At 54.7% G+C, this 21,488-nt stretch carries 18 protein-coding genes and 2 tRNA genes; 2 read left to right on the top strand and 18 right to left on the bottom strand.

From position 1 onward, the window contains the following. Nucleotides 1–23: 23 nt before the first annotated feature. From nusA to rlmE, 10 genes are all read right to left on the bottom strand, one after another. Nucleotides 24–1,505 carry a transcription termination factor NusA gene (gene nusA / locus BKD70_RS01795; RefSeq protein WP_047277528.1) on the bottom strand — a complete coding sequence of 494 codons (1,482 nt, stop codon included), beginning with the start codon at nt 1,503–1,505 and terminating at the stop codon, nt 24–26. A 47-nt stretch (nt 1,506–1,552) separates the two neighbouring features. Further along, nucleotides 1,553–2,011, bottom strand: coding sequence for a ribosome maturation factor RimP (rimP, locus tag BKD70_RS01790; RefSeq protein WP_047277531.1), 459 nt, complete (start codon nt 2,009–2,011; stop codon nt 1,553–1,555). 142 nt (nt 2,012–2,153) lie between these two features. Continuing rightward, nucleotides 2,154–2,230: transfer RNA gene (locus tag BKD70_RS01785), tRNA-Met, on the bottom strand. A gap of 96 nt (nt 2,231–2,326) precedes the next feature. After that, nucleotides 2,327–2,412, bottom strand: a tRNA-Leu gene (locus BKD70_RS01780). A gap of 28 nt (nt 2,413–2,440) precedes the next feature. Further along, nucleotides 2,441–2,824, bottom strand: a complete 384-nt coding sequence (secG, locus tag BKD70_RS01775; RefSeq protein ID WP_047277533.1) for a preprotein translocase subunit SecG — start codon at nt 2,822–2,824, stop codon at nt 2,441–2,443. A 4-nt stretch (nt 2,825–2,828) separates the two neighbouring features. After that, nucleotides 2,829–3,584, bottom strand: coding sequence for a triose-phosphate isomerase (gene tpiA, locus BKD70_RS01770; RefSeq protein WP_047277535.1), 756 nt, complete (start codon nt 3,582–3,584; stop codon nt 2,829–2,831). A 66-nt stretch (nt 3,585–3,650) separates the two neighbouring features. Then, nucleotides 3,651–4,988 (bottom strand): phosphoglucosamine mutase, encoded by a 1,338-nt coding sequence (gene glmM, locus BKD70_RS01765; RefSeq protein ID WP_047277537.1) that lies wholly within the window; start codon nt 4,986–4,988, stop codon nt 3,651–3,653. A gap of 10 nt (nt 4,989–4,998) precedes the next feature. Then, nucleotides 4,999–5,856 carry a dihydropteroate synthase gene (gene folP / locus BKD70_RS01760; RefSeq protein ID WP_047277540.1) on the bottom strand — a complete coding sequence of 286 codons (858 nt, stop codon included), beginning with the start codon at nt 5,854–5,856 and terminating at the stop codon, nt 4,999–5,001. 8 nt (nt 5,857–5,864) lie between these two features. After that, entirely contained in the window at nt 5,865–7,772 is a 1,908-nt protein-coding gene (gene ftsH, locus BKD70_RS01755; RefSeq protein WP_047277542.1) for an ATP-dependent zinc metalloprotease FtsH, read from the bottom strand. A 192-nt stretch (nt 7,773–7,964) separates the two neighbouring features. Continuing rightward, nucleotides 7,965–8,615 carry a 23S rRNA (uridine(2552)-2'-O)-methyltransferase RlmE gene (rlmE, locus tag BKD70_RS01750; protein WP_047277544.1) on the bottom strand — a complete coding sequence of 217 codons (651 nt, stop codon included), beginning with the start codon at nt 8,613–8,615 and terminating at the stop codon, nt 7,965–7,967. A gap of 107 nt (nt 8,616–8,722) precedes the next feature. Here rlmE and yhbY point away from each other — a divergent pair, with 107 nt between their 5' ends. Next, a complete protein-coding gene (gene yhbY / locus BKD70_RS01745) occupies nt 8,723–9,031 on the top strand; it encodes a ribosome assembly RNA-binding protein YhbY (RefSeq protein WP_047277546.1) in 309 nt (102 codons plus the stop codon). A 12-nt stretch (nt 9,032–9,043) separates the two neighbouring features. On the opposite strand, the gene BKD70_RS01740 is transcribed toward yhbY, so the two are convergent. The 8 genes from BKD70_RS01740 to grpE all read right to left on the bottom strand — a co-directional run bounded on the left by BKD70_RS01740 (nt 9,044) and on the right by grpE (nt 19,534). Then, entirely contained in the window at nt 9,044–9,448 is a 405-nt protein-coding gene (locus tag BKD70_RS01740; RefSeq protein ID WP_047277678.1) for a hypothetical protein, read from the bottom strand. A gap of 28 nt (nt 9,449–9,476) precedes the next feature. Continuing rightward, on the bottom strand, nt 9,477–9,953 hold the full coding sequence (greA, locus tag BKD70_RS01735) for a transcription elongation factor GreA (RefSeq protein WP_047277680.1): 477 nt from the start codon (nt 9,951–9,953) through the stop codon (nt 9,477–9,479). Between the two features lie 2 nt (nt 9,954–9,955). After that, on the bottom strand, nt 9,956–13,177 hold the full coding sequence (carB, locus tag BKD70_RS01730; protein ID WP_047277547.1) for a carbamoyl-phosphate synthase large subunit: 3,222 nt from the start codon (nt 13,175–13,177) through the stop codon (nt 9,956–9,958). A 114-nt stretch (nt 13,178–13,291) separates the two neighbouring features. Continuing rightward, the gene (carA, locus tag BKD70_RS01725; protein WP_047277549.1) at nt 13,292–14,428 is read right to left on the bottom strand and encodes a glutamine-hydrolyzing carbamoyl-phosphate synthase small subunit; all 1,137 of its coding nucleotides are present in this window, start codon (nt 14,426–14,428) and stop codon (nt 13,292–13,294) included. A gap of 259 nt (nt 14,429–14,687) precedes the next feature. Beyond that, on the bottom strand, nt 14,688–15,494 hold the full coding sequence (dapB, locus tag BKD70_RS01720; protein ID WP_047277552.1) for a 4-hydroxy-tetrahydrodipicolinate reductase: 807 nt from the start codon (nt 15,492–15,494) through the stop codon (nt 14,688–14,690). 10 nt (nt 15,495–15,504) lie between these two features. After that, the gene (dnaJ, locus tag BKD70_RS01715; RefSeq protein WP_047277553.1) at nt 15,505–16,629 is read right to left on the bottom strand and encodes a molecular chaperone DnaJ; all 1,125 of its coding nucleotides are present in this window, start codon (nt 16,627–16,629) and stop codon (nt 15,505–15,507) included. Between the two features lie 320 nt (nt 16,630–16,949). Beyond that, nucleotides 16,950–18,866 (bottom strand): molecular chaperone DnaK, encoded by a 1,917-nt coding sequence (dnaK, locus tag BKD70_RS01710; protein ID WP_047277556.1) that lies wholly within the window; start codon nt 18,864–18,866, stop codon nt 16,950–16,952. 101 nt (nt 18,867–18,967) lie between these two features. After that, a complete protein-coding gene (gene grpE, locus BKD70_RS01705) occupies nt 18,968–19,534 on the bottom strand; it encodes a nucleotide exchange factor GrpE (RefSeq protein ID WP_047277558.1) in 567 nt (188 codons plus the stop codon). A gap of 254 nt (nt 19,535–19,788) precedes the next feature. Here grpE and recN point away from each other — a divergent pair, with 254 nt between their 5' ends. Then, nucleotides 19,789–21,471 (top strand): DNA repair protein RecN, encoded by a 1,683-nt coding sequence (recN, locus tag BKD70_RS01700; protein WP_047277560.1) that lies wholly within the window; start codon nt 19,789–19,791, stop codon nt 21,469–21,471. Nucleotides 21,472–21,488: the final 17 nt, after the last annotated feature.

Below are 21,488 nucleotides of genomic sequence, written 5' to 3'. Positions count from 1 at the left end.
TTCTCTCCTCAGGCCGCGCCTAATTACTCGAACCAATGGGCTCGGGCGGCCATGATCAACTTGCCGGCACGATCATCGTCAATGCCGTCGATGTCGAGCAGGTCGTCAATAGACTGCTCGGCCAGGTCTTCGCGGGTAATTACGCCGCGCACCGCCAGTTCCATCGCCAAATCCTTGTCCATACCCTCAAGCGAGAGCAGGTCTTCGGCCGGATGGGCGTCTGCCAGCTTTTCCTCAGTAGCGATGGCTTTGGTCAACAAACGATCCTTGGCCCGAGCGCGAAGCTCGTTGACGATATCCTCGTCAAAGCCGTCGATGTTGAGCATCTCCTCCACCGGTACGTAGGCAATCTCTTCCAGGCTGGTGAAGCCCTCATCAACCAGTACCTGCGCCAACTCTTCATCAACTTCGAGTTCTTCGATGAAGTTGCGCAGAATGTCACCGGTCTCTGCTTGCTGCTTAGCCTGGATGTCCGATTCGGTCATCACGTTCAGGGTCCAGCCAGTCAACTGGCTAGCCAAACGTACGTTCTGACCGCCGCGACCAATCGCCTGGGCCAGATTGTCTGCGCCAACGGCGATGTCCATTGCATGGGCATCTTCGTCGACAATAATTGCCGCCACTTCAGCAGGCGACATTGCGTTGATCACGAACTGCGCCGGATTCTCATCCCACAGAACGATATCCACTCGCTCCCCGCCCAATTCGCCGGACACTGCCTGGACGCGCGAACCGCGCATACCAATGCAAGCACCTTGCGGATCAATGCGTTTGTCTTTGGAACGAACGGCTATTTTAGCGCGAGATCCAGGATCGCGGGAGGCCGCCATCACTTCGATCAGGCCTTCGGAGATCTCAGGAACTTCGATCCGGAACAGTTCGATCAGCATTTCAGGCGCGGTACGCGACAGGATCAGCTGAGGACCACGGTTCTCGGTGCGAATCTCTTTCAACAACGCACGAAGTCTTACGCCAACACGGAAAGTTTCACGCGGAATGATGTCTTCACGGGCCAGCAACGCTTCAGCGTTATTGCCCAGGTCGACGATTACATTGTCACGCGTTACTTTCTTGACAGTGCCGGAAATAATTTCGCCAAGACGCTCGCGATAGGCATCAACGACTTGAGCACGCTCAGCTTCGCGGACCTTTTGCACAATTACCTGCTTGGCAGTTTGTGCAGCAATCCGGCCGAATTCGATGGAATCGATTTTTTCTTCGATAATGTCACCGGCCACCGCGCCTGGCTGTTTCGCCTGCGCCTGGTCAACCGCCAACTCGATTGCTGGATCATCCAGATCTTCGTCTTCGACCACGGTCCAGCGACGGAACGTCTCATAGTTACCGGTGTGGCGATTGATCTCCACACGCAGTTCGACTTCGTCTTCAAAACGCTTTTTGGTAGCAGTGGCCAGAGCCAGCTCCAGCGCTTCAAAAATAACGTTTGCCGGTACGCCCTTTTCATTGGACACCGACTCAACAACCAGCAGTACTTCTTTGCTCATCGTACGCCTCGCCTTTCGCAAGCCATTGGATCCGCGGGATCCGCGTCTCAGTCAAAACTGGGAATAATGTTGGCCTTGTCGATCATATCGATCGGCAGCAGGAACTCATGGTCTTCAACTTGCACCACGATATCCTGTTCCTCTACGCCGCGCAGAAGGCCCTGAAAGTTGCGACGCCCTTCGAATGGCGACCGCAGCTTGATCTTCACTTGCTCACCGGCATACTTGGCAAACTGTTCAAGCGTGAACAGCGGGCGTTCCATGCCAGGAGAGGAAACTTCAAGGGTGTATTCAACGGCGATAGGATCTTCAACATCCAGTACGCCACTGATCTGACGGCTCACGATGGCGCAATCGTCCACCAATACACCGCCTTCCTTGTCGATATACACACGCAACATTGAATGGCGGCCTTGAGCCGAAAATTCAATACCCCAGCATTCATAGCCAAGGGCCACGACCACCGGGGCCAACAAGGCCTGCAACTGTTCTAGCTTGCTCGACACCTGAACCCCCTAGTGCATGTTTGTGCATGCTATGCAGAATGAAAAAATGGGCGAAGCGCCCATCCCTGAAACGCCGTTGAATACCGACGTTATAAAGTGTCCAGTTAACAAAAAGCCCCTGAATTAGGGGCTCCGCTAAAACTGGTTGCGGGAGCCGGATTTGAACCGACGACCTTCGGGTTATGAGCCCGACGAGCTACCAGACTGCTCCATCCCGCGACAAAGCTGGAGCGGAAGTATACGGTTGATCCCTTTCAGGGTCAATCCAACCTTCCACATACAAGAAAGCCCGCTATTGCGGGCATTCCTGATAATTGGTACCGAGAAGGGGACTCGAACCCCTACACCCTATGGGCACAACCACCTCAAGGTTGCGTGTCTACCAATTCCACCACCTCGGCAATACTACGTTACATCATGAAACCCGTTTTACTTTTGCTCTTGAGCTGGAGGTACGTCCGTCGCTGGAGAAGCCGACTTTTGCTCTTGAAGCACCGGCACATCATCTGAAGCCGGTTGTTGCTTTGGCGCTTCCAATACTGCTGGATCTGGCAAACCTACTTGAGTCAGCTCTTGAGCTTTCTCTTTAGCAAAGTAACCTAACCCTAAGCTGGTTATGAAAAAACCTGCGGCAAGTATAGCAGTAAACTTACTAAGAAAGGTAGAGGAACCTTGGCTTCCGAACACAGTATTTGAAGCACCTGCTCCGAAAGATGCTCCAGCATCCGCACCCTTACCCTGTTGCAGCAATACCAGAGCAATTACGCCCAATGCACCCAACAGATGAAAAACGACTACGACTGTTTCCAGCATTTTCTCAGTTTCCCGCGGCGCGACAGATCGCACCGAACTCATCTGCATTCAGGGAAGCCCCACCAATGAGCCCCCCATCGATATCCGGCATGCTGAACAGTTCGACCGCATTGGCCGCCTTCACGCTGCCGCCGTATAGAAGCCGCACACCTTGTGCCACTTCAGAATTCTTCTGCGCCAGTTGTGCGCGAATGGCCGCATGCACATCTTGCGCTTGCTGCGGTGTTGCGGTCAGCCCGGTGCCAATGGCCCAGACCGGCTCGTACGCAATCACTGCCTTTGCAAAAACATCAATACCGAACTCATCAATCACAGCGTTCAGCTGACGCCCTACAACCTCAAGCGTTTGCCCTGCTTCACGCTGTTCCAGGGTCTCCCCTATACACAGCACTGGCGTCAAACCTGAAGACTGAGCAGCTGCAAACTTGCGATTCAGCGTCTCGTCCGACTCACCCAAAATCAGGCGGCGTTCAGAGTGCCCTATCAGCACCAGCTTACAACCCGCATCCACCAACTGGCTTGAAGATATCTCACCAGTGAGCGCACCTTGCTTTGCATCTACCGCTGCATCCTGAGCACCAACCGAGATTGGCGTATCTTTCAAGCCATTGATTACACGTTCAATAAACAAGTCAGATGGGAAAACTGCGGTTTCAACAACGCTCGGCAAGTCCAGCTTACGCAGACCATCGATCAGCTCAGCGACGCTGGCGCGGGTACCGTGCATTTTCCAGTTACCAGCTACCATCTTGCGGCGCATGCTTTACCTCGTCGGTCAAAGTGGGCGCAGATGTTACCCAACCACATCCGCGCTGGCAAGCCGAATTCAAGCACAAACTTCACTTACAAGTTTTGCCAGCTCTTCTGCATAGCCACGGACCATGATTTCGTCGTCGCCTTCGACCATGACCCGCACCAATGGCTCTGTACCCGACTTACGCAAAAGCACACGGCCGCGGCCTTTCATCGCCTCCGTAACTTGCGCACAGGCCTCCTTGACGGCCGGATGCTCGACAGGATTTACACCACCCGAGAACCGAACATTAAGCAAAACCTGAGGGCATTTGCGAACGGCCTGACGCGACTGGGCAAGGCTTTCCTCACGACGACGCAAAGACAGCAACACCTGAAGCGCAGCAATGATCGCATCGCCGGTCGTTGTGTGTTGAAAGCAGACAATATGACCTGAGTTTTCGCCACCCACTTGCCAGTCGCGCTCTTGAAGACCCGCAATAACGTACCGGTCACCCACGTTGGCACGCACAAAAGGAATACCTAGATCAGCCAAGGCCAACTCAAGTCCAAGATTGCTCATCAGCGTGCCGACCACACCACCTTGCAACTTGCCACGCTCATGCAGATCTCGCGCAATGATGAATAGCAACTCATCACCATCCACGATTGCACCCGTGTGATCCACCATCAGCACCCGGTCGCCATCACCATCAAAGGCAATGCCCAGGTCCGCATGCTCAGCGAGTACGGCCGCTTGCAATTGCCCCATATGGGTCGAGCCGCAATTGTCATTGATGTTGAGGCCATTCGGCTGAGCCGATAACACCGTCACCTCGGCACCCAGCTCTTTGAACACACTGGGGGCAACTTTATACGTCGCACCATGAGCACAATCGACAACGATCTTCAGACCATTGAAGTTGGTGCTTGTCGGGACACTACTCTTACAAAATTCGATGTATCGCCCTGACGCGTCGTTGATGCGCGAGACCTTGCCCAACTTACCGGAATCAACCACAGTCATCGGCGCATCAAGCAACTCTTCGATCATCAACTCGACTTCATCAGGGAGCTTGGTACCCTCACCCGAGAAGAACTTGATGCCATTATCATCATGAGGATTGTGTGAAGCGCTGATTACAATCCCGGCTTCTGCATGAAAGGTGCGTGTCAGGTACGCGATTGCCGGTGTAGGCATCGGCCCCAGCAACATGACATCCGCCCCTGCCGCCGACAACCCGGCCTCTAGTGCAGACTCAAACATGTAACCGGAAATCCGCGTGTCTTTACCGACCAGAATCCGGCAAGCACCCATACTGCGAAACGCCATACCCGCCGCCCAGCCCAGCTTGAGCATGAAATCAGGGGTAATGGGGTAAACGCCGACCCGACCGCGAATGCCGTCAGTGCCAAAATATTTCTTCGTCATACTTGCTCCATCATTCTTGGTCGGCGGACTCTACCGCTGCGATCATCCGTACCACATCAACCGTTTCGGCTACATCATGGACACGCAAGATACGCGCACCTTTGGTCACTGCCAATGCCGCCAACGCCAGACTGCCGGACAAGCGATCTGTAACTGGCCTATTCAAGGCCAGCCCGATCATGCTTTTACGCGATACGCCTACTAGCAAAGGCCGCCCCAGCGCATGCAATGCCTCCATGTGCTTGAACAGGCTCAAATTGTGCTGAAGGGTTTTGGCAAAGCCAAACCCCGGATCAAGAATGATCCGCTCAACCTCAATGCCGGCTGAAGCGCAAACTTTCATTCGATCCGCAAGAAATGCGGATACCTCGCCCACCAAATCACCGTAATGCGGGTCATTCTGCATGTCGCCGGGCTCACCCAGCATATGCATAAGACACACAGGCAATCCTGTTGCAGCGGCCGCCTCCAGCGCACCCTCTCGGCGCAATGAACGCACATCATTGATCAAGCCAGCACCAAGACTCGCCGACTCGGTCATTACGACAGGCGTGGAGGTGTCGACAGAAATAATGACATCGAGCTCACGACTGATGAGCTCAACAACAGGTGCAACACGCTCCAACTCTTCCTGCGCTGTGACCGCACGCGCACCCGGACGGGTTGACTCGCCGCCCACATCGATGAGCGTTGCTCCCGCCTGAACCATCGCCTGCGCATGACGCAAAGCCGCATCCAGGGGAGCGAACCGGCCACCATCAGAGAAAGAGTCAGGGGTTACGTTGAGAATACCCATCACGTGCGTGTGGGCCAAATCAAGAACCCGGTTGCCGCAAGGCAACCGGGTCGAGGACTGTACAGAAGTCATTTCAAGCCTTAGTGATCTGCTGCCGGACCACCGATCGGTGTTTCCGGACGCTCGGTTTTATCCAGCGTCGGCGCTGTCGGTGTGCCCGAACCATCACCCCAATCACGCGGCTCACGCGGAGGTCGACCCGCCATAATGTCGTCAATCTGATCTGCATCGATCGTCTCGTACTTCATCAGGGCATCAGCCATGGCTTCCAGCTTGTCACGGTTGTCGGTCAGGATCTGCTTGGCCGTTCCGTAGCACTGATCAATGATGCTGCGCACTTCCGAGTCGATCAACTTGGCTGTTTCACCCGAAACATTGGCACCCTGACCGCCGCCGCCACGACCCAGATAGGACTCATCGTCTTCGGCATACATCAAAGGACCCAGTTTTTCGGAAAGGCCCCATTTGGTAACCATATTCCGGGCAATCTGGCTGGCACGCATGATGTCGTTGGAGGCACCTGTAGTGACACCATCAAACCCCAGCGTCATTTCTTCTGCAATACGACCGCCATACAGCGAACAAATCTGACTGATCAGCGCACGCTTGGACAGGCTGTAACGATCCTCTTCAGGCAGGAACATCGTGACACCCAATGCCCGACCACGAGGGATGATCGAAACCTTGTAAACAGGGTCATGCTCAGGCACTACGCGACCAACAATCGCGTGACCCGCTTCGTGGTAAGCCGTGTTCCGTTTTTCCTTGTCCGACATCACCATGGATTTGCGCTCGGCACCCATCATGATTTTGTCTTTGGCCAATTCAAACTCTTTCATCTCCACAACACGCTTACCGGTGCGAGCTGCGAACAGCGAAGCCTCGTTCACCAGGTTAGCCAGGTCAGCCCCTGAAAAGCCGGGCGTACCCCGCGCAATGACGCCTGGCTGAACATCATCCCCAATGGGCACTTTGCGCATGTGAACTTTGAGAATCTGCTCACGACCACGGATATCTGGCAGACCAACCACCACTTGACGGTCGAAACGCCCCGGACGCAACAGAGCCGGGTCAAGCACGTCAGGACGGTTGGTCGCGGCAATTACGATGATGCCATCGTTCATTTCGAAGCCGTCCATCTCAACCAGCAACTGGTTGAGGGTCTGCTCACGCTCGTCGTGACCACCGCCCATGCCAGCACCACGATGGCGACCTACCGCGTCAATCTCGTCGATAAAGATAATGCACGGGGCGTGCTTCTTAGCCTGCTCAAACATGTCGCGAACACGGCTTGCACCCACACCCACAAACATCTCGACAAAGTCAGAGCCTGAAATCGTAAAGAATGGAACCTTGGCTTCACCGGCAATCGCCTTGGCAATCAGGGTTTTACCCGTACCAGGCGGGCCTACCATCAGCACACCACGCGGAATACGACCGCCCAAGCGCTGGAATTTCCCCGGATCTCGCAAGAACTCGACCAGTTCGCCTACTTCTTCTTTGGCTTCGTCGCAGCCTGCAACATCTGCCAAGGTCGTTTTGACCTGGTCTTCAGACAGCAACCGCGCTTTGCTCTTGCCAAAGCTCATCGGGCCGCCTTTACCGCCAGCGCCGCCCTGCATCTGCCGCATGAAGAACATGAAGACCGCAATGATCACCAGAATCGGGAAGCTCGCAACCAGCAGTTGCGTCCAGATACTTTGCTGCTCTGGCAGCTTACCTTCGACAGTGACGTGGTTATCCACCAGATCACCAATCAAACCATTGTCCTGAATTGCCGGACGAATGGTCTTGAAGGTATCGCCATCACTGCGCTTGCCGGTAATCACGTAGCCGTCAACCGCTACGCGCTCGACCTTGCCATCCTTAACTTGCTGGATGAAGTCGGAATAGTTGAGGGTTTGTGGCTCGTTTGGACTAGAGAAGTTGTTCATCACGGTCACAAGGACAGCGGCGATGATCAACCACAGGATCAGATTCTTTGCCATATCGTTCAATTAGCTACCCTCTGAAGCAAGCTCCGCTACTGAAAGCGTGCTTCGCATGATATTCACCGGCATAACTTACTACATTGCCTACAAGGCTTGCAGGCTCCGTCTGTAACCCTTTGTGAAACTTTGACTACACAATATTCGTTATGCCAGATCTGTAAAGCGATACAAATAAAACTATCGCCCTGGTCAGAGACGCTCATCGCTGGCAGAACCTTCAATACCGCGGAAGCCACGACCCAGCAAATACTGCTCCCGGGACCTGTCACGCGATGACAATGGCTTACGCATCTGCACTTTTTCGAACAGCTTACGGATGTCTTTGTGGTACTGGTCGAAGCCTTCCCCCTGAAAGACCTTAATCAGAAAATCACCACCTGGTCGCAATACGCGCCCTGCCAGATCCAGTGCCAATTCACACAGGAACATCGCGCGCGGCATATCAACAGCGGCCAATCCACTCATATTGGGGGCCATATCTGAAATCACAAGGTCTACCTGCGTATTTCCGACGGCCTCCAGTATTTGGGCCAACACATCGTCCTGAGTGAAATCCCCCTGAATAAAGGTCACGTCAGGGATGCTGTCCATTTCCAGGATGTCGGAAGCAATCAAGCGCCCCTGACCACCGATCAGACGACTGGTCACTTGCGACCATCCACCTGGAGCAGCGCCCAGGTCGATCACCGTCATACCGGGGCGAATCAACCGATCACGCTCCTGGATCTCCAACAGCTTGTAGCTGGCACGCGAACGGTATCCGTCTTTCTGCGCCATTTTGACGTAAGGATCGTTGAAATGTTCTTTCAGCCAATTCAGGCTAGTTTTGGAACGGGCCACGGGCCACCTCAAAAAATATAAACGGGTCGTGATTAACTGGGCGGTCTGGGACTCGCTCGGGTAAACTGGCCGCCGCTTTTTACAAGATCAGACACAGGGGTCAGATTATGCCGCTCACTCAAGAGCAGAAGAAACAGTACAAATCCATTGGCCACCATCTGAAACCAGTATTGACTGTGGCTGACAATGGTTTGACTGAAGGTGTTTTAACCGAACTCGAACGCGCATTGGGCGATCACGAGCTGATTAAAATCAAAGTCAACATCCTGGACCGCGAATCTCGCCTGGCTGCCATTGCAGAACTCTGCAAAAGCGGCAAAGCAGAACTGGTTCAGGTGATTGGCAAAATGGCGCTTCTGTACCGCAAGAACGTCAATGTAAACAAGCAACTGTCGAACATCCACCGCTTCAAGTGATGTCGACAAGGGTCAAGGGCGTGCAAAGCGCGCCCTGATACTCTCACCCGGAATAGGCTGAAGCACCAGAATCAAACCCGAAAAGCCAGCCAACCAGTAAAAAAACGACTGCCAGCGCAATGCTTCAGTCAGCCATGAATGCCCTGCGAGATACAACGCACAACCGACCAGCGCCATCAGCAACAGCTGCCCACGCAGGTCGCGCCAAATACTCTCAACGCCCTCAGTCCTGGCCAATACCAGCGCCTGCACAAACACGCAGACGGCTGAAAATATGACCAGCAGCACTTCAAGCGTATTGCCGATCTCTTCTACCAACAACGGCGCCAGTCCGATTTGGGCCAGCACCGGCATCAATCCTAAATGCATCAACCACAGACCGCCAACCCACAACACCTGGGCTAGCTGCCAAACCAGTGCGCCCGCTCGAAGCGGGCGCCTGTGTTCAGATGTGGCGAACTTCAACAATCTCGTACTCGATCACACCGCTTGGTGTCTTCACAGCCACCACATCGCCCTCTTCCTTGGCGATCAAGGCACGAGCAAGTGGGGACCCGACAGAGATTTTTCCGAGCTTGAAATCAGCCTCATCCTCACCAACGATCTGGTAGGTCACGCTTTCATCAGTTTCAACGTTAGCGATCTCTACCGTCGTACCGAAAATCACCTTTCCGGTATGGGGGATGGTCGTCACATCGATAATGACTGCGTTCTGCATGCGGCCTTCGATATCACGAATGCGCGCTTCCACCATGCCTTGCTGTTCACGAGCTGCATGATATTCAGCGTTTTCCTTCAGGTCACCCAGCTCCCGTGCCGTGCCAATGTCCTGGCTCAACTTGGGCCGAACAACCTTCGTCAGGTGCGCATGCTCTTCTTCGAGGGCTTTCGCGCCCTGAACGGTCATTGGGTATTTGGTTATGCTCATGCCTTCAATCCTGCGTGTAGATCCTGCAAGCGACGTACGGTTTTTTCAGGGCCGAATTTAAGCGCTTCACAGATCGCTTCGCCAGCAGCAATGGTCGTGGTGCAATAAATCTTGTGCTGCAAGGCGTTACGACGAATGGAATAAGAGTCAGCAATCGACTGACGACCTTCAGTTGTGTTGATAATCAGCGTGACTTCGTCATTTTTGATCATATCGACAACGTGAGGGCGACCTTCGGTCACCTTGTTGACACGGCGTACCTTCAATCCTGCCGCTTCAATAAACTTGGCCGTGCCCACTGTGGAAACCACCTCGAAGCCCAAAGCGATCAGGTCACGCGCAACACCTGCCACCAAAGGCTTGTCGTCATCACGCACACTGATAAAGGCGGTGCCGCCAGTTGGCAATACTTCGCTCGCGCCCATTTGAGCCTTCGCAAATGCCTCACCGAAGGTATCACCTACCCCCATCACTTCACCGGTGGACTTCATCTCAGGGCCAAGAATCGGGTCAACACCCGGGAATTTGGCGAACGGGAACACCGCTTCTTTCACACTGTAGAAGTTAGGAATGATTTCTTTGGTGAAACCGATTTCCTTCAGGGTTTTACCTGCCATGACGCGCGCAGCAATCATTGCCAGTGAGACACCAATGCACTTGGAGACAAAAGGAACGGTGCGCGAAGCGCGCGGGTTCACTTCAATTACGTAGATGTCTTCCCCTTGCAGTGCCAGTTGAACGTTCATCAGGCCGACAACACCCAACTCCAGCGCCATCTTCTTGACCTGTTCGCGCATCTCGTCCTGGATGTGCAGTGGCAGCGAGTAAGGAGGCAACGAGCAAGCGGAGTCGCCCGAGTGAACGCCTGCCTGCTCAATGTGCTGCATGATCGCGCCGATCACGACATCCGCACCGTCACAAACCGCGTCAACATCCATCTCGATGGCACAGTTCAGGAAGTGATCCAGCAGAACCGGGCTGTCGTTAGACACCTTCACCGCGTCACGCAGGTAGCGCTTGAGTTCTTCCTCTTCGTACACGATTTCCATCGCACGGCCGCCCAGCACGTAGGAAGGACGAACCACCAGCGGGTAACCGATTTTGCTGGCCGCGCGGATGGCTTCATCTTCACTGCGCACGGTTGCGTTTGGCGGCTGACGCAAGTTCAAACGCTCGACCATTTGCTGGAAGCGCTCACGGTCTTCAGCACGGTCGATTGCATCCGGGCTGGTGCCAATGATCGGCACGCCAGCTTCTTCAAGTGCACGCGCCAGCTTCAGTGGCGTCTGACCGCCGTACTGAACAATCACACCTTTTGGCTTCTCGACCCGTACGATTTCCAGAACGTCTTCCAGAGTGACAGACTCGAAATAAAGACGATCCGAAGTGTCGTAGTCCGTCGAAACTGTTTCCGGGTTGCAGTTGACCATGATGGTTTCGTAACCATCAGCACGCAACGCGAGAGCCGCGTGTACGCAGCAGTAGTCAAACTCGATACCTTGACCAATACGGTTCGGACCGCCACCCAGAATGATGATTTTGTCGCGATCCGAAGGATTCGCTTCACACTCTTCCTCATAGGTCGAGTACATGTAGGCGGTGTCGGTGGCGAACTCGGCTGCACAGGTATCAACACGCTTATAAACCGGGAACACTTCCAGCTTGTGGCGATGGCGACGCAGGTTTTTCTCGGTAACCCCCAGCAGCTTGGCCAGACGCTGATCCGAAAAACCCTTGCGCTTGAGGCGATACATCATGTCGCGGTCGATGCTGGCAAGACCCAGCGTCTTAATTTTCTCTTCGTCCTTGATCAGGTCTTCGATCTGCACCAGGAACCAAGGATCAATCATGTTCATGCCGAAGATGTCTTCGACCGTCATGCCTGCACGGAATGCGTCAGCTACGTACCAGATGCGCTCAGCGCCCGGCACTGTCAGCTCGCGCTTGAGCACGGCCATGCTTTCCGGGTTGCTCAGGTCCAGTTTTTCATCCAGACCGCACACACCGACTTCAAGGCCACGCAACGCCTTTTGCAGAGACTCCTGGAAAGTCCGGCCAATGGCCATAACCTCGCCAACAGACTTCATTTGCGTGGTCAGTCGCGCATCAGCCTTGGAGAACTTCTCGAAGGCGAAGCGAGGCATTTTGGTCACGACGTAGTCGATAGAAGGCTCGAAAGAGGCTGGCGTCTTGCCACCCGTGATTTCGTTTTGCAGCTCATCAAGGGTATAGCCAATCGCCAGCTTGGCAGCGATACGCGCAATCGGGAAACCCGTGGCTTTGGAGGCCAGCGCGGACGAACGGGACACGCGCGGATTCATTTCGATGACGACCATGCGGCCAGTATCCGGGCAAATACCGAACTGAACGTTGGAACCGCCCGTTTCGACGCCGATCTCACGCAGTACCGCCAGCGAGGCGTTACGCATGATCTGGTATTCCTTGTCCGTCAGGGTCTGTGCAGGCGCAACAGTGATCGAGTCACCGGTGTGCACACCCATCGGGTCGAAGTTCTCGATCGAGCAGACGATGATGCAGTTGTCCTTTTTATCGCGGACAACTTCCATCTCGTACTCTTTCCAGCCGATCAGCGACTCGTCGATCAGCAGCTCTTTGGTTGGAGATAGATCCAGGCCGCGGGAGCAGATCTCTTCAAACTCTTCGCGGTTATAAGCAATACCACCACCCGTGCCGCCCATGGTGAAGGACGGACGAATGATGCACGGGAAGCCAAGCTTCTCGAGAACGGCGTTAGCCTCCTCCATGCTGTGAGCAATGCCAGAGCGCGGGCAATCAAGACCGATCGACTTCATCGCCTTGTCGAAACGCGAACGATCCTCAGCCTTGTCGATGGTGTCCGCATTGGCACCAATCATCTCTACATTGAATTTCTCCAGAACGCCTTCGCGCTCCAGGTCCAATGCACAGTTCAGCGCCGTCTGCCCACCCATGGTAGGCAACAGGGCATCCGGACGTTCTTTTTCGATGATCTTGGCGACCGTTTGCCACTTGATAGGCTCGATGTACGTGGCATCGGCCATGTCCGGGTCGGTCATGATGGTGGCCGGGTTGGAGTTCACCAGAATGACGCGGTAACCCTCTTCACGCAGTGCCTTGCAGGCCTGAGCGCCGGAGTAGTCGAACTCACACGCCTGGCCGATAACAATCGGGCCAGCGCCGAGAATCAGAATGCTTTTTATGTCTGTACGTTTTGGCATGGGTTTGTCACTCAAATCCGCAGGTCAGTGGGCAAGCCGGTAGTCTTTTTCCTGAAGCCTCCAAGGGCCGCCGGTATTCGGGGCCGCCTTGGACGACTTCATCTAGGAAAAGGATTAGCGGCGCTTGGCCATCTCGTTGATGAAACGGTCGAACAGCGGTGCTACGTCGTTCGGGCCCGGGCTCGCTTCAGGGTGGCCCTGGAAGCTGAATGCGCTCTTGTCGGTCAGCTCGATGCCCTGCAGCGTGCCGTCAAACAGCGACTTGTGGATCGCACGCACGTTGGCAGGCAACGTCGCTTCATCCACCGCAAAACCGTGGTTCTGACTGGTGATCATCACAACGCCCGTGTCCAGATCCTGCACCGGGTGGTTAGCACCATGGTGGCCATGACCCATCTTCACCGTCTTGGCACCGGAGGCCAGCGCCAACAGTTGATGACCAAGACAGATGCCGAATACTGGAATTTCGGTTGTCAGCACTTGCTGGATGGCTTTGATTGCGTAATCGCAAGGCTCTGGATCGCCTGGGCCGTTGGACAGGAACACGCCATCCGGATTCAACGCCAGTACATCGCTGGCTGGGGTCTGAGCCGGCACGACGGTTACGCGGCAACCGCGCTCTACCAACATGCGCAAAATGTTCCACTTCACGCCGTAGTCGTATGCCACAACGTGATAAGGCAGCTCGGAGGCGTCGATAGTCGGGTGACTGTCGGTCGCCAGGTTCCAGACACTGGAGCGCCACTCGTACGTTTTTTCGGTGCTGACGACTTTCGCCAGGTCCATGCCTTTCAGGCCCGGAAAACCACGCGCAGCTGCAATGGCCGCTTCATCCGAGATGCTATCGCCCGCCATGATGCAGCCGTTTTGCGAGCCTTTCTCGCGCAGGATACGGGTCAGGCGACGGGTATCAATGCCTGCAATCGCCACAACATTATTGGCTTTCAGGTAATCGGACAGCGACATCGTGTTACGCCAGTTGCTCGCAACCAAAGGCAGATCACGAATAACCAAACCTGCGGACCAGACACGATCAGACTCGGCATCTTCCGGGGTAGTACCGGTATTGCCTACATGCGGGTAAGTCAGGGTAACGATTTGCTGAGCGTAGGAAGGATCGGTAAGGATTTCCTGATAGCCGGTCATTGCGGTGTTAAAAACGACCTCACCAACGGTTTGACCGTCGGCTCCAATGGCTTCGCCGCGAAAAATGCTGCCATCAGCAAGGGCGAGTATGGCTTGCTTAGTCAAGAAGACCTCCCGTAAATAAAGCCTGAAAGGGCGATCGCAGGTTGTAAAAAAGCGGAGTGACGTATGGACACGTCACCCCGCTTCTTCATCGAATTATCTGCGCGCTTTTAGTGGACACACTAAAGCTGTAGGTTACAGAAAAATGCTTTTTTGGTCTACCGCTAAAAAGCCTTAAAGGCATGGGAATGCGACAGGAAATCGCTTAGCGGTTAAAAATCCGGCTGCTGGTACAGCAACAGCCGGATTTTACAGGGGGGAATCAGCGCAGGTCGAGCACATCCTGCATATCGTAGAGACCGGGCTTGCGCCCTTCCAGCCACAACGCAGCGCGAACGGCACCCTTTGCAAAGGTCATGCGACTGGAAGCCTTGTGGGTAATTTCGAGTCGCTCGCCTTCAGTAGCGAACAACACGGTGTGATCACCCACCACATCGCCACCACGCACGGTTGCGAAACCAATGGTTTCACGCTCACGAGCACCAGTATGACCTTCGCGACCGTAAACCGCGACCTTCTCCAAATCACGCCCCAGTGCATCCGCAATCACTTCACCCATGCGTAACGCAGTGCCCGACGGCGCATCGATTTTATGACGATGATGCGCTTCAATGATTTCAATATCCGCATCATCCCCCATCACTCGCGCCGCCATATCCAGCAGCTTGAGCGACAGATTGACCCCCACACTGAAGTTAGCCGCAAACACGATCGGAATGTCTTTACCCGCCTCGGCCAGCAAGTTCTTTTGAGCCTGTGTCAACCCGGTCGTACCAATCACCATGGCTTTGCCCGAGCGACGACATCCTTCGAGGTTTTTTAGCATTACCTCCGGCAACGTGAAGTCGATCAACACATCGAACTCGTCAATGACCGCCTCCAGGCTGGACGACAACGGCACACCGATGCGCCCTAGAGATGCCAGTTCGCCAGCATCAGCGCCCACCAGCGTGCTCCCCGGTCGAACGATAGCCGCCGTAAGCCCACCCAGCGGCGAGCGCTGCTGAACGGCATCGACCAGCGTTTTACCCATGCGCCCGGCAGCGCCCATCACAGCTATACGTCGCATGTCTCGTCCCTTACAAATCGCCGAAGAAGCGCTTGACGCCTTCAAACCAGCCCGTGGCATTCGGCGAATGACTGCTATCGCCTTCGAGCGTTGTGCGGAACTCCTCCATCAGCTCGCGCTGACGACGGCTCAATTTGACAGGCGTCTCAACCACGACGCGGCACATCAAATCACCCGCACCACCGCCACGCACGGGCGCAACACCCTTACCGCGCAAACGGAACTGCTTGCCGGTCTGAGTACCTTCCGGAATTTTCAGCTTCACCCGACCATCCAGCGTCGGCACTTCAAGCTCAGCACCAAGCGCTGCGTCCGCCACGCTGATTGGCACCTCGCAGAACAAATGCTTGCCATCGCGTTGGAAAATCGCGTGCTCACGCACATCGATCACAACATACAGGTCGCCGGTAGGGCCCCCTTGAACCCCCGCCTCACCTTCACCGGAAAGACGAATGCGGTCACCCGTATCAACGCCAGCAGGCACTTTTACAGAGAGGGTTTTGTACTCTTCGACACGACCCGCACCATGGCAGCTGTCGCAAGGGTCGGAAATGATCTTGCCTTGACCATGGCAACGCGGACAGGTCTGCTGCACGGCGAAGAAGCCCTGCTGCATGCGCACCTGACCAATGCCGCCGCACGTTGGGCACGTGACCGGCGAAGAACCCTTCTTGGCTCCCGAGCCGTCGCACGGCTTGCAATTAACCTGCGTCGGAACACGAATATTGACGGTTGTACCGCGAACAGCCTCTTCCAGATCCAGCTCCAGCGTATAGCGCAAATCGCTACCGCGCTGAGCACCGCCCCGGGAGCCGCCACGACCACCACCAAAGAAATCACTGAACACATCACCGAAAATATCGGAGAAGTTCTGCCCACCAAAACCACCGCCGCCGCCACCCATCTGCGGATCTACGCCAGCATGGCCGTATTGGTCGTAAGCAGCACGTTTGCTTGAGTCCGAAAGCACTTCATAGGCCTCATTGGCCTCCTTGAAGAGCTCTTCAGATGCTTTGTCATCCGGATTGCGATCCGGGTGATGCTTCATTGCGAGACGGCGATAAGCTTTTTTCAGCTCCACCTCGGTAGAGGTGCGTTCAACACCCAAAATTTCGTAATAGTCGCGCTTTGCCATAATTCTTTGCACTCTCAAGGACGTTCGGCAAAACCCTCCCGAGCCTCACCAAACCCGCCAAGCCCGATAGAGATCAGTCTCGACTCACGTCTTTTCAACGATTTTGGTTTCTGATTAACAGCCAAAGCATTGGCTGACAGGAGCGGTCACTTCAGGCCGAAATACAAGAAAGTTTCGAACCAGACCGCCAGCACCCGACCTTGTCGCATGCTGTAAAAATTCTTCAACTCCAGACACGCCAACGCGGGAGCTAGCTCCCGCGCGGCGACATCCTACCAGTCACCGCTTACACACGGTCAACCGGCCGACAAACAAGCTGATTACTTGTTGTCTTTAACTTCTTCGAACTCAGCGTCGACAACGTCATCCGCTTTTTCAGCCGAATCAGCTGGCTTGGACGCTGCGTCCGCAGGGTTCGCTTGCTCAGCGTACATCTTTTGAGCAACCGGAGCCGACACCTTGGACAGCTCTTCAACCTTGGCTTCGATAGCCGCTTTGTCGTCGCCTTTAACAGCAGCTTCCAGAGCCACTACAGCAGCTTCGATCGCAGCTTTCTCTTCCTCGGTTACTTTATCGCCCGCATCGGCGACCATTTTACGGGTCGAGTGCACCAGTGCATCACCCTGGTTACGTGCAGCTGCCAGCTCTTCGAACTTGCGATCTTCTTCAGCGTTGACTTCAGCATCACGCACCATCTGAGCAATCTCTTCCTCGGACAGACCCGAGTTAGCCTTGATCACGATGGACTGAGACTTGCCAGTCGCCTTGTCTTTCGCACTTACGTTCAAGATACCGTTGGCATCGATGTCAAAAGTCACTTCGATCTGAGGCACGCCACGTGGAGCAGGTGGAATGTCAGCCAGGTCGAACTTGCCCAACGACTTGTTCTGAGCCGCTTGCTTACGCTCACCTTGCAGCACGTGAATCGTTACTGCGCCCTGGTTATCGTCAGCTGTCGAGAACACTTGCGATTTCTTGGTAGGAATCGTGGTGTTTTTCTCGATCAGAGGCGTCATTACACCGCCCATGGTTTCGATACCCAAAGTCAGCGGGCTTACGTCCAGCAACAGCACGTCTTTAACATCACCAGCCAGTACCGCGCCCTGGATAGCAGCACCCATGGCAACCGCTTCGTCCGGGTTCACGTCTTTACGTGCTTCTTTGCCGAAGAACTCGGTTACCAGCTTCTGCACCAACGGCATACGGGTCTGACCACCCACCAGGATGACGTCGTTGATTGCACCCACATCAATGCCGGCATCTTTCAGCGCCAGACGGCAAGGTTCGATCGTGCGCTGAACCAGATCTTCAACCAGCGATTCCAACTTGGCGCGAGAGATCTTCACGTTCAAGTGTTTAGGACCGGTGGCATCTGCAGTGATGTAAGGCAGATTCACGTCAGTCGACTGGCTCGAAGACAGTTCGATTTTGGCTTTTTCAGCAGCTTCTTTCAGACGCTGCATCGCCAGCGGATCACCTTTAAGGTTCATGCCGCTTTCTTTCTTGAACTCGTCAACCAGGTAGTCGATCAGGCGGATGTCGAAGTCCTCACCACCCAGGAACGTATCACCGTTGGTAGCCAACACTTCAAACTGATGCTCGCCATCCACTTCAGCAATTTCGATGACCGACACGTCGAACGTACCACCACCCAAGTCATAAACGATGACAGTGTGGTCGCCCTTCGCTTTGTCCATACCGTAAGCCAGAGCAGCCGCGGTAGGTTCGTTGATGATGCGCTTAACGTCCAGACCGGCAATACGACCTGCGTCTTTAGTTGCCTGACGCTGGCTGTCGTTGAAGTAAGCAGGAACTGTAATAACAGCTTCGGTCACTGGCTCGCCGAGGTAATCTTCGGCGGTTTTCTTCATTTTTTTCAGAATTTCAGCCGAGATTTGTGGCGGTGCCATTTTCTGGCCGTTCACTTCAACCCAAGCGTCACCATTGTCTGCCTTGACGATTTTGTAAGGCACCATCTGGATGTCTTTTTGTACAACTTCTTCGTCAAAACGACGACCGATCAAACGCTTCACCGCGTACAGGGTGTTATGCGGATTGGTCACTGCCTGACGCTTGGCCGATTGACCAACCAGAATTTCGCCATCGTTGGCGTACGCAATGATCGACGGCGTAGTGCGCGCGCCTTCTGCGTTTTCAATAACTTTTGCCTTGCCGTTTTCCAGAACCGACACACACGAGTTGGTGGTGCCCAGGTCAATACCGATAATTCTGCCCATGTTAACTCTCCCTAAATTTGAATTTTTTTGCCGCAGCAGTAATGACCAACTGCGGCATTACTTAAACGCTTGACTTCTAAATGGGGGCCTTGCGACCGATTTCAAGCCTGTTCATCAATTGAAGGCGAAACCGGTGCTGGCGCTTTGCTTACCACGACCATCGCGGGGCGCAGCAGGCGACCATTGAGCTGATAGCCCTTCTGGAACACCTTGAGCACGCTATTGGGCTCCACGTCAGCACTTTCCTGCATCGCCATTGCCTGATGATGCTCGGCATTGAACGGTTCGCCGTGCGGATCAATGGCTTCCAGCTGATAACGCTTAAGGGTGTCCTGGAACATTTTGAGCGTCAGTTCGATGCCTTCACGCATCGGACGAATGCTCTCGTCATCAGGACTCGACAGCTCAAGACCACGTTCCAGACTGTCAATGACTGGCAGCAGATCGCCTGCAAATTTTTCCAGAGCGAATTTGTGTGCTTTCTCAACGTCCTGCTCGGCACGGCGGCGGACGTTCTGCAGATCGGCAGCTACGCGCAGAGCCTGATCATTGGCGGCTGCCAGTTGCTCTTCAAGCACCTGCACGCGGGCTACCAGATCTTCGCCTGATGCATCGGCGGCCTGATTAGCGTCTTGGTTCTGCGTATCCATAGTCTGTTCGTCTGCCATAGATTTCTCCTTTCAAACTTTGTCCGCGAATTCACGTTCGCGCTTGTGCCAAGGTATATGGGGTCGCAATTCTCAGGTTCAAGAGCCAAAAAAACGGAAGACATGAGTTATCTCGACCCGGCGCTTTCGATCACAAAAAACAAAACGAGCTAAAAAACAGGAATTCGGGTGTAAATCGAACTAAGACTGCCCATTGTCAGCCCGCTCAAAAACACTGTATAAATAACCAGACATTACGTTTTGGAGCGGCCCCCATGCTGGTGCACCTGTCCGTACACAACTACGCCATCGTTGAACATCTCGATCTGGAACTCGATCGCGGTATGAGTGTAATCACTGGCGAAACCGGCGCCGGTAAATCGATCATGCTCGATGCGCTGGGGTTAACGCTGGGCGACCGTGCGGACAGTGGCGTTGTACGTCCTGGTGCCGACAAGGCAGACATTCTCGCCACCTTCGACCTGCAGGCAATTCCAGAAGCCCAGGCATGGCTGGCCGAACGGGATCTTGAGAACGACGGGCCCTGCATTCTGCGCCGCGTCATTACCAGCGAAGGTCGTTCTCGCGGCTATATCAACGGCACACCTTGCCCCCAAGGCGATCTCAAAGCCCTTGGCGAGTTGTTGATCGACATTCATAGCCAGCACGAACACCAGTCGCTGCTAAAGCCCGAAACGCACCGCCGACTGCTGGATGAATATGCCGGCGCCACCGACCTGGCGCGGCAAGTCCAGCTGGCGGCACAACGCTGGCGCCAAACCAAACAAGAATTCGAGCACCTCTCCAATTCCGGGGATGAACAGCAAGCTCGCCATCAGTTATTGAGCTATCAACTCGAAGAACTGGACAACCTGGCGCTTGCTGAAAACGAACTGGAAGAACTGGAGCAGGAACACAAAAGCCTCACCAATGCTGAAGCGTTACTTTCAATTTGCCGCCAAGTGGTTGAGCAATGCAGTGAAAGCGACGCAGGCAACGTGCTCAACACCCTGACTGGCAGCCTTAATCGTTTGGCCAGCGTCAATAACAACACCAGCGCACTGAATGAAGCCTCGGATTTGCTTGCCAGTGCACAGATACAGGTTGAAGAAGCTGTCGGTGAGCTCAATCGTTTTCTCGATCATTTCGATGCTGACCCGCGGCGCCTGCAGTACTTGGAGGAGCGTCTCGACTCGATCTACACCATGGCACGCAAACATCGCGTTCAGCCTACCGAGGTCTATGCCCTGCAACAAAAATTGATGGATGAGCTTGAAACGCTGAACGCCAATGATGAATCCATCGAAAGGCTGGCCAATGAGCTGACAGCGTTTGCACGTCATTATCAAGAGTGCGCGCGCGAGCTCAGCAACATTCGCACTCAGGCCGCTACGCGTCTGGGCAGCGCTGTAGAAGAAGAAATTCAGCGCCTTGGCATGCCGGGAGGCCGTTTCGTCATTGAGTTAAAACCGCAAAACTGCTCCGACCCACAGCCTTTCGGCCTGGAACACGTCGAACTGCTGGTCAGCGCCAACCCCGGACAGCCGCTCAAAGCACTGGCTAAAGTAGCGTCCGGTGGTGAGCTGTCACGTATCAGTTTGGCGATTCAGGTGATCACCGCACAAACCTCGCGCGTTCCGACACTGGTATTCGACGAGGTAGACGTCGGTATCGGCGGTCCAACAGCAGAGATCGTGGGTCAACTGCTACGCCGCCTCGGCGATCGCGGCCAGGTATTGACCGTTACACACTTGCCTCAAGTCGCTGCGCAGTGCCACCAGCATCTGTTCGTGCACAAAGTTCGGGACAGCGAGGCTACCCGCACAGCAGTATCCAAACTGAGCCAAAAAGAACGTGTGGAAGAGGTAGCGCGCATGCTGGGCGGCATCGACCTGACTAAAGAGTCTTTGGCGCATGCCAAGAAAATGGTCGTTTCAGCCAAGAATCAGACCGCTTAACGACGAACGGTCATTCA

The sequence above is a fragment of the Pseudomonas sp. BS-2016 genome (genome assembly GCF_001806145.1).
In the GTDB taxonomy this organism is placed as follows: Bacteria; Pseudomonadota; Gammaproteobacteria; order Pseudomonadales; family Pseudomonadaceae; genus Aquipseudomonas; species Aquipseudomonas lundensis.
The sequence above is the reverse complement of the archived record's forward strand: the minus strand, read 5'-3'. Positions and strand labels throughout refer to the sequence as shown.